Annotated in this window: 17 protein-coding genes and 1 pseudogene; 6 read left to right on the forward strand and 12 right to left on the reverse strand. The window is 65.3% G+C overall.

The window, feature by feature from the left end; all coding sequences use genetic code 11:
• Positions 1 to 14 precede the first annotated feature (14 nt).
• Both M2351_RS21335 and M2351_RS21340 read left to right on the forward strand, forming a co-directional pair.
• Positions 15 to 515, forward strand: coding sequence for a site-specific integrase (locus M2351_RS21335; protein ID WP_264658052.1), 501 nt, complete (start codon positions 15 to 17; stop codon positions 513 to 515).
• Positions 509 to 790 carry a tyrosine-type recombinase/integrase gene (locus M2351_RS21340; protein ID WP_264658053.1) on the forward strand — a complete coding sequence of 94 codons (282 nt, stop codon included), beginning with the start codon at positions 509 to 511 and terminating at the stop codon, positions 788 to 790. Before M2351_RS21335 ends, M2351_RS21340 begins: the two co-directional genes overlap by 7 nt.
• A 405-nt stretch (positions 791 to 1195) precedes the next feature.
• Here M2351_RS21340 and M2351_RS21345 read toward each other — a convergent pair whose 3' ends face one another.
• Positions 1196 to 2164, reverse strand: coding sequence for an IS5 family transposase (locus M2351_RS21345; protein WP_264658054.1), 969 nt, complete (start codon positions 2162 to 2164; stop codon positions 1196 to 1198).
• Here M2351_RS21345 and M2351_RS21350 point away from each other — a divergent pair.
• Together M2351_RS21350 and M2351_RS21355 are read left to right on the forward strand one after the other, a co-directional pair.
• A complete protein-coding gene (locus tag M2351_RS21350; RefSeq protein ID WP_264658055.1) occupies positions 2163 to 2648 on the forward strand; it encodes a transposase in 486 nt (161 codons plus the stop codon). The two genes, M2351_RS21345 and M2351_RS21350, sit on opposite strands and share 2 nt — an antisense overlap.
• A 195-nt stretch (positions 2649 to 2843) precedes the next feature.
• Positions 2844 to 3332: pseudogene (locus M2351_RS21355) on the forward strand (transposase); the annotation flags it as partial.
• Positions 3333 to 3451: 119 nt separating this feature from the next.
• Here M2351_RS21355 and M2351_RS21360 read toward each other — a convergent pair.
• Both M2351_RS21360 and M2351_RS21365 read right to left on the reverse strand, forming a co-directional pair.
• Positions 3452 to 4273: a hypothetical protein gene (locus tag M2351_RS21360; protein ID WP_264658056.1), complete on the reverse strand. Its 822-nt coding sequence runs from the start codon at positions 4271 to 4273 to the stop codon at positions 3452 to 3454.
• Positions 4274 to 4351: 78 nt separating this feature from the next.
• Positions 4352 to 5056, reverse strand: a complete 705-nt coding sequence (locus M2351_RS21365; RefSeq protein ID WP_264658057.1) for a glutathione S-transferase family protein — start codon at positions 5054 to 5056, stop codon at positions 4352 to 4354.
• A 132-nt stretch (positions 5057 to 5188) separates the two neighbouring features.
• On the opposite strand from M2351_RS21365, the gene M2351_RS21370 reads away from it, so the two are divergent.
• On the forward strand, positions 5189 to 5545 hold the full coding sequence (locus M2351_RS21370; protein WP_264658058.1) for a hypothetical protein: 357 nt from the start codon (positions 5189 to 5191) through the stop codon (positions 5543 to 5545).
• 555 nt (positions 5546 to 6100) lie between these two features.
• On the opposite strand, the gene M2351_RS21375 is transcribed toward M2351_RS21370, so the two are convergent.
• Both M2351_RS21375 and M2351_RS21380 read right to left on the reverse strand, forming a co-directional pair.
• Complete coding sequence (locus M2351_RS21375; protein WP_264658046.1) at positions 6101 to 7129, reverse strand: IS110 family RNA-guided transposase; 1029 nt, start codon at positions 7127 to 7129, stop codon at positions 6101 to 6103.
• A 33-nt stretch (positions 7130 to 7162) separates the two neighbouring features.
• Positions 7163 to 7459 (reverse strand): hypothetical protein, encoded by a 297-nt coding sequence (locus M2351_RS21380; protein ID WP_264658059.1) that lies wholly within the window; start codon positions 7457 to 7459, stop codon positions 7163 to 7165.
• Here M2351_RS21380 and M2351_RS21385 point away from each other — a divergent pair.
• Entirely contained in the window at positions 7420 to 8466 is a 1047-nt protein-coding gene (locus M2351_RS21385; RefSeq protein WP_264658060.1) for a class A beta-lactamase-related serine hydrolase, read from the forward strand. The two genes, M2351_RS21380 and M2351_RS21385, sit on opposite strands and share 40 nt — an antisense overlap.
• 711 nt (positions 8467 to 9177) lie before the next feature.
• Here M2351_RS21385 and M2351_RS21390 read toward each other — a convergent pair.
• From M2351_RS21390 to M2351_RS21420, 7 genes are all read right to left on the reverse strand, one after another.
• Positions 9178 to 10206, reverse strand: a complete 1029-nt coding sequence (locus tag M2351_RS21390; protein ID WP_264658061.1) for an IS110 family RNA-guided transposase — start codon at positions 10204 to 10206, stop codon at positions 9178 to 9180.
• A gap of 139 nt (positions 10207 to 10345) precedes the next feature.
• Positions 10346 to 11056, reverse strand: a complete 711-nt coding sequence (locus M2351_RS21395; RefSeq protein ID WP_264658102.1) for an IS6 family transposase — start codon at positions 11054 to 11056, stop codon at positions 10346 to 10348.
• 418 nt (positions 11057 to 11474) lie between these two features.
• Positions 11475 to 12062 (reverse strand): hypothetical protein, encoded by a 588-nt coding sequence (locus tag M2351_RS21400; RefSeq protein ID WP_264658062.1) that lies wholly within the window; start codon positions 12060 to 12062, stop codon positions 11475 to 11477.
• Positions 12063 to 12168: 106 nt separating this feature from the next.
• Positions 12169 to 12396: a hypothetical protein gene (locus M2351_RS21405; protein ID WP_264658063.1), complete on the reverse strand. Its 228-nt coding sequence runs from the start codon at positions 12394 to 12396 to the stop codon at positions 12169 to 12171.
• Between the two features lie 45 nt (positions 12397 to 12441).
• Positions 12442 to 13305, reverse strand: coding sequence for a DUF2189 domain-containing protein (locus tag M2351_RS21410; protein ID WP_264658064.1), 864 nt, complete (start codon positions 13303 to 13305; stop codon positions 12442 to 12444).
• A 158-nt stretch (positions 13306 to 13463) separates the two neighbouring features.
• Positions 13464 to 13781 (reverse strand): cytochrome C oxidase subunit IV family protein, encoded by a 318-nt coding sequence (locus M2351_RS21415; protein WP_264658065.1) that lies wholly within the window; start codon positions 13779 to 13781, stop codon positions 13464 to 13466.
• Between the two features lie 8 nt (positions 13782 to 13789).
• Positions 13790 to 14506, reverse strand: coding sequence for a heme-copper oxidase subunit III family protein (locus tag M2351_RS21420; protein WP_264658066.1), 717 nt, complete (start codon positions 14504 to 14506; stop codon positions 13790 to 13792).
• Positions 14507 to 14521 lie beyond the last annotated feature (15 nt).

Genomic DNA, 14521 nt, shown 5'->3' on the forward strand with positions numbered 1-14521 from the left:
TTTGCGACGGTCTCGTGGAGGGTCGCGATGTCCTCATAAAGCCGGAGTGGCAACAACACGCGGTGTGCTCTGAGCAACGAACTGACCGTGGTCGAAACTTCGCTGTTCGGCAGCCTGGAGGACCCCGGCGACCGAGCCACCATCATTCGCGACCTCGCCGCCCGCGCCGCCGCCTTCACCAGTCAGGCGCGCGCGCCAACACCGTCGCCACCTGCCGCTCGGCCTGGGGAGCGTTCACCGCTTGGTGCCGCACCCTCGGCCTGCGCAACCGCTCCCTGCTGCTGGTCGGCTTCGGTGGCGCGCTGCGGCGGAGCGAGATCGTCGCGCTCAACGCCGACGACGTCGCCTTCGTCAACGGCAAGGGCGTCGTGCTGTCCATCCGCCGCTCCAAGACCGACCAGGTTGGGGCCGGCGACGCTGTGGCCATCTGGGCCGCCGACGACGACGCGCTGTGCGCGCTGCCGGCCACGGCGAGGAGCCGTTGTTCGTTGGCCCGCCGGCGGGCGGGGTGCTGACCGACAAACGGCTGTCGGACAAGGCGGCGGGCGCCGGCGACTCCGGCCTCCTGGAGAAGACCTTCGGCGCCCTGTCCGTCGGCGTGGCGCGCCATTACTCCGGCCATTCCTTGCGCGCCGAGCTGGCCACCGCGGCGGCCGAGGCGGAGGCGCAGCTGCACGACGTCATGCGCCAGACCCGCCATAAGTCGGTCGAGGTGGCCCGCCGCTACATGCACTCCGCCGACCTCTGGAAGAACAACGTCACCGCAAGGGTGATGCGCCGCTCCGGGTAAGACGCCGCGTGACGTGCGCCCCTGCCCAAGGTCCGGCGGCGCCGGTACCCGCAGGCTCGGCACCGGCTTGATTTTGCGGCGGCGAGACACCCTGGCCGGATACCGCGGCCAAAGGGCCGTGCCTCCGCGTAGATGGCTAAAAGGTGTTGGCAGCCGTCTTGAGGCTGAGCACTCCATCGTGAGTAGGAGCAGTGATCAGCCGCGCTTCCGAGCGGGTGTCGCGCGCCCACTCCGGGCATAACGGCTCAACGTTCGGAGCAATATCATACTGCCCTTAATGATCGCGCCTGCAGGTCTCTTCAACAATAAATGGGTATCGCGGAAGCCGTCTTTCGCCGAGCTGTTTTCCATGGCCTTGTTGCACAAATCGGGGTGCGGCCAGATTGTCCCCCGGTGTTGCGGTGATCAGGACACCTTTTGGAAGATCGGCCGACCGAGGCTGGTCATTCGGTTGATCACGGCGCAGGCGATGCGAGCTTCCACCTTCTGGGCGGACAGACTCCGAGCCCGCAGGCTGCGGCCGATCAACACTTTGTACCGGTAGCACGCGGTTTCCACGAGCGAGCGCTTGCCGTAGCCGACGGCACGCTGCCACCCCAGGCGGCCCTTCTCGGCAATCATCCGGATGTGATGGTCGCGCTGAGTTGGAACCACCTCGGCCGTGCCACTCGGGACGGCCGTGGAGCGCGGCGGGATGATCACCCTGGCGTCGGGTTGGCGTTCAGCGACGGTCCGATATACGGGATCGCCATCGTACGCGCCGTCAGCCAGAACCGCCCTGATCGGGGCGGCAATCTGATCGAGCAAGGGGCCGACCTGCGAGGCATCACCCTCGTCCGTGGTGGTCAGCTCCGCCGCGAGAATGTCGCCGTGATCCGGATCCACGGCGATGTGCAGCCGCCGCCAGGTACGGTGTGGTTTCCCACCATGTTTCTCGTGCTGCCATTCGCCCGCCCCAAAGACCTTCAGGCCCGAGGAGTCGATGATCACGCTCACCGCTCCATTTGGCACCTTCAACGCCGTCGTCAGCGCCAGGCGCGCACTGCGCCGGGCCAGGGTTGTGTGGTCTGGAACCGGCAGGTCGAGACCAAGCAGTTGCATGATGGAGCGCAGTAGCCCCTCGGTCTGGCGCCACGGCCGGCCCATGGCCAAACGCAGCATGACAGCGGTTTCGACGGCGAGGTCCGCGTGGGCCGGCGGTCGGCCGCGTTTGCCTGTCTTGGCTGGCGTCCACGCCTCCAGCGCCTCCGGCGTGGTCCAGACGGTCAAGCTGCCGCGCTGCTGCAGAGCCCGATCATACGCCGGCCAATTCGCGACCTTGTACTTGGCCTTCGGGATGTGATGACGACGTGGCTCGTTGTGCTTGTAGGGCATGCGCGCTCTCGGCAACGGGGCATACCTCTATACCCGTCCATCGCCCGTTCAGCCGCCGTTTCCCGATTTATGCGCCAAAGCCCACCTGCGGGGCTTCTGCGGCTTGGTTCCCAAACGCAGCGCCTCGGGCGGGGTCGAGCGACCGGGGCAGAAGCTGACCAAGAGCGGTCATGACCGGATCAAGCGGGCGCTCTACCTGGCAGCCGACACCGCCCGGCGGGTCGATCCGCAACTGGCCGAGGTCGACTGGCGCTTGATGGTGCACAAGGGCCATCACCATCGCCAGGCTCTGTGTGCGGTGGCGAACCGTCTGGTCAACCGGATCCTGAGCGTGCTCCGGAGCGGCCGATCCTACGGTCTGCGTGGCCTGGAGGGCGAGCCGATCACGGTCGCCCAAGGCCGGCAGATCATCGCCGCTCGGTTCAGCGTGCCGGCGGCGATCCGAGGCAGCCGACGCCGCCAACGGGTCGCAGCATGCGGGTGACTGCTCGTCCAGGTCTCTTTGTTCGACCGAAAGACGACCGTCTTTTCGTCCCGACCGGCTTGCCCCAAGGCGCCGCGCGCAGACACCGGCAAGGCCGGGCCTTCAGGCCCGCCGCCTCCGGCGGCATGGCCTTGCCGGCGGCGAGCACGGTGCCAGGCTGGGGTGGTCGGGAGCTGTTGACAGTTGGTACGAGATCACTTGGCGGTCGATCCCGATACCGGCGCGATCCTCGCGTCCGCGCTGACGACCACGCAGGACGGCGATGCTTCCCTGGTCGGCCCACTGCTCGACCAGATCGCCCGCCCAATCGGCACGGTGCTGGCGGACGGGGCTTACGACGGCGAGCCCGTGTACCGCGCCGTCGCCGCCCATAGTCCTGACGCGCAGGGGATCATCCCGCCGCGCTCAACCGCGGTGCCGAGCGCCACGACCGAAAATGCCCCCAGCCAACGCGACCGCCACATCCAGATGAGCGCCGAGCGTGGTCGGTTGGGCTGGCAGCGGGCGGTGCAGTACGGCCGCCGCTCCTTGGGCGAGGTGGCGATGATGCGCTATAAGCAACTGATCGGGCGCAGCCTCCGGGCTCGGAGTCTGGCGGCCCAGAAGGTCGAGGCCGCCGTCGGCTGCAAGGTCATGAACATCATGACCCGCTTGGGCATGCCGGCCACCTCCAAAGTCGCCTGATCACCACTGGCCGCCCGTGGACTCCGCCCTCACGCCGATTTGCGCGCCAAAGTCACCCCCAAGCCGACCTCGCTTCCCACTTGGCCGTGGCGCCTGCCTCCAAACTCTCGGCACTCCTTTCAGTGGGTGTGACCATCCCGCAATCCCTTTTCCGGCACTGGGTTTGGGGCCACCACGAGCCCCAAACACCAGCCAAGGTAAAAGCGTAGATCATCGTAGAACGCCTCCGGTGTGTAAAGCTGCAGGCCGGGGCTTCCGATCATCTCGGAACCCGTCTGGATCCCCCAGGCGAGGAGCATCCAGCTCCCCGCCACCCACGCCGTGAGCTGCGCCAATGCCGGAATGGTGCACTCATCCCAATGGCGAAGCACGATTCTGGTGCCAAGCAGCGCGATCAGAAAGCCCGGCACCGCGCTCGTCGCCACGATCGGCCAGCCCCACCCATAAGAATGGCCGATGATAACAATCCAGGCACACGCCAAGCCGGTCGCCGGAAGAGCAAGCCGGCGCGCGGTGCCCGCGACGAACCAGGCGGCCATTACCGCCGCCGGGATCGAGGCCCACTCACAGGCGCTGTCGATCGCTCGTGCCAAGTTGGCTCGCTTCGCCTCGTCACCGGCGTGCTCACCGCCGAGATACGCGATCATTGCTTCGTGGATGCACACGACGGCAACCCCAAAGGCCAGCGACACCAGAACCCCAAGCAGCAATCCGCCGGATGGCTCGTGCGCCAGCCGCCACCGCCTGGCCTTGAGCCGTTCCACCAGCGGTTCGACGAAAAAAGCAAAAAGCGTCCCGATGAACAGCGCGGAGCACAGTTCCGCGGCCCCGAAATGGCCGCGCATCAGCACGAACCCTTGCCACAGGAGCTCCGGAGCGAAGGCGCAGACGGACACCCACAGCGTGTAAACGGCGTAGGCCAAGGCACGAGTGAACGGCATGGATTGCCTCCCTCATCTCAAATGGCCACGCCGAGGCGATGCTGGTTCCCGTCCGGACTCGCCCGCCAAGATCGGCTTTTACGCAGGCGGTGCCACACTCACCAGCGGAACCGTGCGGCGGCAGAAGTCGACCAGATTGGGCTGCGCCGCGACATACGCGCGGAGCGGCGTGTCGATTTCGTACCGGTAAATGTTGGGCAGGAAGCCCATCAGGGCCGTGTCAATGCTGTGCGGCGTGTCGCCGAACAGGAACGGCCGCTCCGCCAGGGTGCCAGCGACGGCGCTCAAGTCAGCGAGACCGCGGCTGTAGATCTGGTCGGGCTCGTAACGACCAATGCCCTGGAAATGATAGCGTTTCAGGTTGTACTCCCGTGCCGCCTCAAGCAAGGTCTCGGTGAGGTCTGGGTGCGTGTTCAGCAACTGGTCCCGAAATAAGGGCCAGAACCGCGCGTCGGCCCACCGCGAGTAGGACATCACCCAATACAAGTCATCGAGCGTGCGCCGGACCATGTGGTCGATGCGGCGTTCGGCCGCGCTGAGGTCATCGTCGATCGCCAGACGATGCTGTCGGATTAGGTGCGCGATGATGAGATCACTGTCTCCGATCACAGTGCCGCCATCCATGATGTACGGCAGTTGCCCGCGGGGGGCATCACGGGTGTCGATGATGTGCTCTTGCCGATAGGACAGCCCACACAGGCGCAGAAACGCCACAGTCTTGAGGCCGTACGGATTGTTGTCCGCGAGACCGAACAGGTGAGGGTAGGTGTACAGCGTGATCATGGCCGACTCCATCCGCTTGTCGCCCGGCTGGGGCCACGGCCTCGGTGCGGGATCGACCGCGGCGGGGTCCCCTGCAGCGCCCAGCATGGCATGGTGTGGCAATCATTGGGTATTCGATCATTGGGACAGGATGTGCCTGAGCGCTCCGCGGCAACGATCCGCGCCATGGCGGCGCACACGCCGGACACCGCGGTGATCGTGCTGGCCCGGTCCATGGCTGTAACGAGTGCGACCGCTGAAGCCAATCCAACACAGCGCGATCGGCACCTGCGGTCCATCGCCGAGCACGGACGCATGGCGTGGCAGAAGGCCTGCCGGAACAACGTCCGCGCACCGGTCGAGGCGGTCTTCCGCCGCTGGAAACGCGTCCTCGGCGACGGCTTGCGGTTCCGTACCGAGGAACGGCGAAAAGCCGAGATCGCTATCGCGATCCGGATGCTGAACCGCATGCTCGACCTCGGACGCCCGGACTCCGTCCGCGTCGCGTAATCAGAAGGCCGGGAAAGAGCTTCCTGCGACCGAAGTCACCTCGCTGCAACATCTATGGACGCCCCCCGCCCTGCAAGAGCGTTTTTCGACATGGCGGCTTGAGAAGTCGGTTGCTGCCATCGATCCGGCCTACGGTTGCAGCCCGTGAGCTGCTGGCCTTGATGAGATCCGCGGATCGACGCCCAATCAACGTCGCGAGCTCGTCGGCTCGTTGTTGCAGACGGGCTTGGCCGATCCCGGTCCGACCGGTTGTGCCATCACATCGTCCATCGCCCTCGCAACCGAAGGAGAGCTTGTCGTCCTGCGCTCAGGTCGCCGATCCGGTGACCAGCGCGGCCCTGATCATTGTCGTTTCATCGTCCAACCTCTTTGTTCGACTGCCGGGACCACCTCTTCGTCCCGACCTGCCCTTGCCCAAAGCACCGCGCACAACGCAGGGCAAGGCTGGCCCGCCAGGGCCACCGCCGAAGGCGGCATGGCCTTGCCCGAGCGAGCACGGTGCTACCCTGCCGCCGGTCGGGATCACGGGGGGAAGCCGTCGCGCCCATGGCCGTCTCACGCCGCAGCCGGTTCGGCCGCCGTGCCGGGCCGCCGGTAGTCCTCGCCACGGGTCATCACGGCCCAGGCGGTGCGGGCCAGCTTGTTGGCCAGAGCTACCACCGCGACGTTGAAGGGGCGGCGGCTCAGCAGCCCGGCCAGCCAGGGCGCGGTCTTGCCCTGCCAGCGCATCACCGTCCGGGCGCCATTCACCAGCATCCGGCGCAGGTAGCCGTCGCCCGCCTTCGAGATTCCGCCCAGGCGCTCCTTGCCGCCGCTCGCGTGCTGGCGCGGCACCAGGCCGAGCCACGCCGCCAAGTGGCGGCCCGATGCGAAGACGGTCGCGTCGCCGATCGTTGCGGCCAGCGCCGTCGCGGTGACCGGCCCGATGCCCGGGACCGTCATCAGCCGCCGGCACACCTCATCCTCCTTGGCCTGCTCGGCCAGCCGAGCGTCCAATTCGCCGACCCGCCGTTCCGTGTCGCGCAGGTGGTCGACCAAGCCTTGAAGGACCTCCCGGGCCAGGGCGGGAATCCGCGTGTCCTCCGGGTCGGCCAGCACGGCGGTCAATTCGGCAACCTTGCCGGCCCCCTGCGGCGCGACAATGCCGAACTCGGCCAAGTGCCCACGCAACGCGTTGATCACCTGCGTCTTCTGGGCGCCCAGCACCTCGCGCACCCGGTGGACCACCAGGGTGCCCTGCTGCTGCTCGGTCTTGACCGGCACGAAGCGCATGCTCGGCCGCTGCACGGCCTCGCAGATCGCCTCCGCGTCGGCCCGATCGGTCTTGTGGCGCTTCACGTAGGGCCGGACGTACTGGGGCGCCATCAGGCGCACCGCGTGGCCGAACCGGGCGATCTCGCGCGCCCAAAAATGCGACCCGGCACAAGCCTCCATCCCGACCACGCACGGCGTCAGGGTGGCGAAGAACACCAGCATCGCATCCCGGCGCAGCCGCTTGGTCGTCACCACCTTGCCGTGGACGTCGACGCCGTGGACCTGGAACACCGACTTCGCCAGATCGAGACCGATAAACGCCGCAGTCATGGCACAACTCCCGTCATGAGAGGAACCTGTCCGTTATCTGGCACTGCCGTGCCGAAAACGGGGGACGTCCATCTCATCAAGGTCGCCAACTGCCGAGTCATCCATGATGCGACAAATGACGCTTTGACGCTGTGCCATGCTCGAATTCATGGCGAACAGTTCAAAAACACGCGAATGCTCATCACTTTGAATGAAGAAATGCTTACCACGCATGCCGGCTGGATCCGCTCTCAATCGTTCCGCATCCTCATACAAAGGCAACTCGGCCTCTGCTTGCTGTGGAGACAGAGGTGACCGCCACTGGCCGTGAACATCGATGGATTTTTCCATCACGCCGCGCGTTCTTGTCGGTCGCTGCAACAACGGCCGCGCTTGCCGCGCGACCGCCGATCGCTTTCGGCGCCCAATCATCGTCGGAGCCCGCGGACATCGGGGCCCGCATCCTTGCGCTGTTCGACCCTTTGCCCGGCGACAAGTCCATCAAGATCTGGGGGCCGGCCACCGACACGGCGAGCGCATTTCTGGTCGAACGCAACGCCTCCGCCCGTCTGTTCGTCGGCAGCGCCATCAAGGCCTTCGTGCTGGCGGAGCGGTTGCGTCAGCTCGACTCCCCGACCATCGTGCAGACGCTGCAGACGCAGCAGATTGCTCTCGATGCTGGAGTCTGGTCGCCGGACAGCCAGACCTTCAACCCGCCGCACCTGTCAGGCCTGGTTTCCGAGCGCACCGCGCTTGAAGCAATGATCATGCACAGCGACAACACCGCGACCGACATGGAGCTTCGGCAGGCCGGTCCGGACAAGGTACGCTCCCTCATCACTTCCATGGGGCTGACCAGCACGTCGATCCCGGACAGCACCCGGGTGTTTTTCGGCTATCTGTTCGGCGCTCCGAACTACAAGGAGTACAGTTGGTCCGATGTGACGGCGCTCCCGGACGAGGCGCCGGTGGTTCATCCGCCTCTCAACGATACCGCAACGCTCGCCTCATCGGCGGATGATCTCGTGACTTTTTATTCCCAAGCGCTGCAGGGCAAGCTTTTCACTCATGCCGAAACGCTGCGGGAATTCCGGCGCATTCTGATGATGGGCGACGCGATCTTTCTGATTCCGTTGCCGCTGGGCGTAAACGCCTTCGCCAAAGGCGGCAGCATCGATCTTCCCGGCCACCATGCCCTGTGCATCGCGGGCGGGATGTATTGCGCACACCGCTGGGCGTACTACAGTATGATCGTCAATTGGAGCGCACCCGCTCAGACCGACCCGGCAACCGTGAGCGCCTGTGCGGCCGCGCTGAGGCAGGCGTTCGAACTGGTCAAGGATGCACTGTCCACCTGAGCTTTATGAAGGCGGACGCTTTCGCCATGGTGTCTCGCTGCTCACGCGACCCAGCATCAATCCTGGGGAGGACTTGCCTTCAGGGACTTCGGTGGACGACCGCGTCGGCGCGGGGCATCTGGCTTGGGAAGGGGCCGATCTTCCAGCAGCCCCTGCGCAATGGCCTGTCCCAGCAGGTTCTGCACGGACGACACCGACCAGCGCGTCTCACCGCGCGGCGTCCGGCAGTGAATGCCTTCCAGATGCCGGGCGATGTTGGCGAGCGTCGGGTGTTGTCATGTGTGGACGACCGCTGCGGCGCAAGGGAAAAGAGATCTGGCTTGGCGAAAAGGTCGGGTGCGGTCCTGTGTCCGGCCTCGAAGGATGCGGTTCTGATGACCGCGGGCCATGATGAACTCCGCGGGATTGGGTCCCGATCAACGTGCCGCGCTCGAGGCGCATGACAGTACGTGGGTCTTCCCGATCCCCGGCTCGAACCGTTTCGCCATCACCTCTCTCGGCACCCTCACACAGCATGGTCCTGTTCTTCAGCGTTACCAAACCGGACGGTCCAGCGACACGGTGGCTTGCATCCGATGGTGGAACAGACCGCTCGGCGGCGGGGCCTTGTCAAGCCCAGCGCCGCCGCAGGCGGTGGCCCGCAGGCCCAGGCTTGAGAAGGTTCCGCGGACGGGCGGACAATCCGCTCCGGATGCTCCTGGCGCTCACCGCTCAGGGAACCGCCGGAACCGGGACAGTCTTGCGGTAGACGTCGCCGCGGCTGAGCACCGCCCAAGCGACGCGGGCCATCTTGTTGGCCAGCGCGATGCTGACCAGCCGGGGCGGTTTGCGGGCCAGCAGGCCCTTCAGCCACTCGCCCTCGCCGGGCGCTTTGCGGCGGGCATAGCGGATCACCGTGGTGGCGCCCATGACCAGAAGACGGCGGAGCGAGCGGTCGCCGGCCTTGGTGATGCCGCCGAGCCGATCCTTGCCGCCGCGGGAATTCTGCCGCGGCACCAGCCCCAGCCACGCGGCCAGCTGGCGGCCGTTCTTGAACGCGCTCGGATCGCTGACGGTGGCGGCGAGCACTGAGGCGGTGATCGGCCCGATGCCGGGAATGGTGGCCAGATTGCGACTGGCCTCGGTGGTGCGATGCCACGCCAGGATGGCCTTCTCCAGGGCCGCAATCCGCGCACGGCAGCTCGCGATCTGTTCGGCCAATTCCACCAGCGCCAAGCGAACCAGCTCGGGGAGCGTCAGATCGTTCAGCCGATCGATCAACTCGGCCAGCTTACGAGGGCCTTGCGCCCCCACGATGCCGAATTCCGCCAGATGGGCGCGCAGGGCATTGAGCAGCATGGTGCGCTGCCGCACCAGCAGGTCACGGGAGCGATGAAGCACCAGAACGCCTTGCTGGTCCTCGCTCTTGATCGGAACGAAGGCCATGTGCGGCCGCGTCACCGCCTCGGCAATGGCCGCGGCATCGGCGGCGTCGTTCTTCTTGCCGCGCTGGACGTAGGCCTTGACCCGGGTCGGCGGGATCAGCCGGACCTCATGGCCGAGAGCCCGGATGAGACGCGCCCAGTGATGAGCCGTCGCGCACGCCTCCATACCGACCAGGCAAGGCGTCAAGCCACGAAAGAACGCCTCCACCTGCTCCCGGCGAAGCTGCCGGCGCACGACCACCTTTCCGGCTTCATCAACGCCATGAACCTGGAAGACGTGCTTGGCAAGATCAAGACCGACGGTGACAATGCTCATGTGGACGGCCCTCTCATAGGTGGAGTTCAGCAACCACCAATCTATGGCACCTCGATGCCGGGAGCAGCGGTCGTCCACACCATCAACTTCGCGGTCAGTTGATGCGCGGAGGGTTTGAATAACCCCAGTGTTCACTGGATCAGGCAGTCTGGGCAAGGCCGGTCGCCTCGCGCCAGGTGGCGAAGGCGCGAGCGCGGGCGGCGCGGTACTCGGCGGCGGAGATGAGATGGCGGCGCAGTTGGAAGTGGTTGTGGATCGCGCTGTGGGTGGAGAGAAACCGTTGGGCGTGCCGGGCGGATTTGAACCGCTTCATGTGCCGTTCGCGCCGTCGGGTTGGTTGGTGCGAGACTTCACCGGCGTTGTTCAGGTACCGGCTTTGCCGGTGTTCGCCACCGAGCTTCAGGTCCTTCGTCGCCGCCGCGTAGGATTTCAGCTTGTCGGTCACGAGGACACGCGGGGCGTAGCGCAGCCCTTTCAGCAGCTTGCGGAAGAACCGCTTGGCCGCCTTCGTGTTGCGCCGGCTCTGGACCAAGATGTCCAGCACCACGCCGTTTTGGTCGACAGCGCGCCAAAGATAATGCTGCTTGCCGCGGATGCGGATGAACACCTCATCCAACAACCATTTGTCGCCCGACTGGGGTCGGCGGCGCTTGAGCGTGGTGGCGAACTCCCGGCCGAAGCGCAGACCCCACTCCCGGATGGTTTCGTAGCTGACCTCGACACCGCGCGCGGCCAGGATCAACTCGACCTCGCGCAGGCTCAAGCTGAAGCAATGGTACAGCCACACCGCTTCATTGATGATCGCGGCCGGAAAACGAAAGCCGCGGTACGGATTGGGCGTCGTGCTCACGCCCGGCACCCTGCCATGCCAATCCGGCGGTCCGCAACCTGACAGCACCTCTGCCCGCGCAGCAAGCCGAAGCCATCATCGGCGTAACGGCGCTCAACCGCATGCTCGACGCAGGGCGCCCCACCTCCGTCCGCAGCGCGTAACCGGCGGCAGAAAGGGCGAACAGACCGGCCCCCGACTCCGTGCACCAAAGCTCCGCTACGTCATCCCCCTCAGTCCCGATGGCGAGCAGGGGCGCTTTTGTCATTTGCGTAAAGACTATTTCCATCCTCTCCAGGCGCCTCAAGCGCCTCGCGGCCCAGGAGATCAGCGCGTGACTGCTACGAACAGCTTCTGAACCAGCGAACATGAGGTTGTTCAAATCCTCCGTGCATCAACCGACCGCGAAGTTGATAGCACTCACCACACACATCGGCTTCTATCGGATCGGCACCTCGTGCACATGGAGCCGCTTGGCCGAGCAGGACGACAAGATTTTCAGCGCGTCGCGCTCCTGCTCCTCCGAATGCAGATGGACCCAAAGGATCAAACCTCCGCGTTCCAACTGCTCCTGGATGGAGGCATTGTAGCGGCGGTCAAGCCGCTTCATCAACGCATACCCGGCACCGCCGGTGATCGCCGTACCAATGGCGACGGCGACAACGACCGCCATCATGCTCGCGCCGGCAGCGGCTGTCATTCCGGCGGCGGCGATTGCACCGATGTAGACGGCCACGCCGACCAGAGCCCCCTCTGCGTCGCCGATGGATGCCTTCGATACGAAAACGCTCCGAGGGGCCGAGGGATTGTCCTCGATCTCGCGGACGTCGGTGCAGACGTGGCCGAGTTCCGCCTCAAGCATGCGCGCGTTGCAAACCGTGCTAAGGTCAGCTCGCCCGAAACCATGTTGCTGAAGTTCGCTGATCGCCCCGTCGAGGCAATCGGGGTCGTCGAACACCGCAACCACCTCGCGCCGTTGCCTTCCGCGCTGGACGAGGTCAACGCCGTCCGTATCCCGTGATGCCATGGGCTCCTCCATGGCGGGTGGCACGCACCCTCTGTGGCGATCCGCGCATGCGGCTGCCGGCGCTTCATCCCGAGGCCATATCCGGGGCTTTCAGTCCCGGAGGTTTTCAGTCGTCGTGCCGAGCCGCGTGGCCCACCGACCGGTCGCGCCGACTCCGGCGGCCGTAGAAGATCACCGCCATGATTCCGACAGCGGCCGTCAAAACAAGAACAATCCCCAGCGTGAGTCCCATGCCGCCGACGAAGCTCAGGCCGTTGTGGCCACCAAAGACCCAGATCGATGCGACAAGGACCACCACGCAGCCGATCACGGGCCAGAGAATTCGGCGTTGCATGCTCGTCACCCCCCTTTGCGTGACCTGCGTTGCCGGGCGACCGGATCAATCCGCCACGGCCTTCCGATAGAGGTGCCACGTGGCGTGTCCAAGCACCGGCAGAATGACGATGAGACCGACGAACAGGGGAATCGACCCGATCACGAGGCCACCCGCGACGATCAGCCCCCACGCGGCCATCGGAACCGGGTTCGCCACCACAGCGCGGACCGAGGTGACTATCGCCGTTGCGACGCCCACCTTGCGGTCAAGGAGCAGCGGAAACGACACCACGCTGATCGCGAGCACCAGCACGGCGAAGAGGAAGCCAACGCCCACGCCCGCAACCATCAACGTCCACCCCTCTCTGGTCGTGAACACGTCGCGCGCAAAGCTTTCGATCGAGGCCGGTGGCTGAGGGCCGAGGGTGGCCATGTAGATGAGTTGGGCCGCAACTAGCCAGAACCCGAAGATCACCATCAGGATCACCCCCAGAGCCAGGATTGCGCCGAACGAGGGGGAAGCGAGCACGCCGAACGCGTCGACCCAACTGACCGTGACGCCTTGCTCGCGCCGCCGGCTCATCTCATACAGGCCCACCGCCGCGAAGGGACCGACGAGGGCGAAGCCGGAGGCCAGGGGAAACAGCAACTGCAGCATGTCGCGGCCGTAGGCCGCCCGCCCCAGGACCAAGCCGGCGATGGGGTATATGAGGCAGATGAAGATGACGTCCGTCCGGTAGGCCCCAAAGTCCTCGATGCCCCGTGCTAGGACGTCACGCAGGTCCGCTACCGCGATCCGCCGAACCGCCGGGGGCCGCACCCGCACCTCGTCCTCCAGCCCGGAAACCGCGTGGCTGCCCGATGCCACGGCATTGGACCAATGCCGGTACTGGTCCACTCCATACTCGATGGGATTTCGAATGGTCATGTCCCTTCCTCCCGAACCGTTCGTTCGAGGGGGCGCGGTCCAGCCGTGGCGGGACGCCCAACCCGGCCGTCGGTCACGAAGGAACCGCGACCCGCCTTGTCCTCCATTATACTCCAAGCGCCGGTTGATGGCGTGACGATCAAAGGAGAAAATCGTGGTCAAGAAGCAAAAAAAAGGATTCGCGTCAGAAGCGTGTAGTCAGCCTCAAGCGTCATCAAGCCCACCAGCACGAGCAGGGCCACTGGCGGGATCAGGATGGCGCACCGCAAGGCCAGCCGCTCCCATTGCATGTGCATAAAGACCGCGACGATTAGTCCAGCTTTCAGCAGCATGAAAAGGATGATCAGAAACCACCGCGCAAAGCCCTGGACGTGGAAGTAGTCGACCATGTACGAAAAGGTGCTGAGGACGAACAGAAGTCCCCAGACTTTGAGGTAGGTCCCTATGGGATGCTGTTGACCGGTCACCTGTTCCATCGCAGCCTCTACCACAGATAGAAGAACGCGAAGATGAAGACCCACACCAGATCGACGAAGTGCCAGTAGAGCCCGGCGATTTCGACGATTTGGTAGTTTCCCCGGCGCTCGTAGTCGCCCCGCAGAACTTTCAGGGCCACGACGCTGAGGTAGATCACGCCAACTGTGACGTGAAAGCCGTGGAATCCCGTTATCATGAAGAAGGTCGAGCCGAACTGTGCCGCGCCGAACGGGTTGGCCCAGGGGCGCACGCCCTCGTCCACGATCAGCTTGGTCCATTCAAAAGCCTGCATGCCAACGAACGTCGCGCCGAGCGCCGCCGTCGCCAGCATCAGGGCAGTCGTCCGGGCGCGGTCGCGGCGGTAGGCGAAGTTGACCGCCATCGCCATGGTTCCGCTGCTGCTGATTAGAATGAACGTCATGATGGCGATCAGGATGAGGGGTATGTGTGCCCCCCCGATCGTCAAGGCGAAGACCTCGCTCGGGTTCGGCCACGGCACGGTGGTCGACATGCGCACTGTCATGTAGGAGGTCAGAAAACAGCCGAAGATAAACGTGTCGCTCAGAAGAAAGAGCCACATCATGGCCTTCCCCCATGGCACGTTCCGGAACGCTTGGCGATCGGACGCCCAGTCCTCGACCATTCCATACCACCCATCGGTCGGGGGGGCGCCGGTCAGGGTGGTGGCCGCCGGCGTTTCGTTCATCGTGTCCTGATGCGCCATCCGCCCGTCCTCCTT

Source organism: Azospirillum canadense (assembly GCF_025961225.1).
Classification (GTDB): Bacteria; Pseudomonadota; Alphaproteobacteria; order Azospirillales; family Azospirillaceae; genus Azospirillum; species Azospirillum canadense.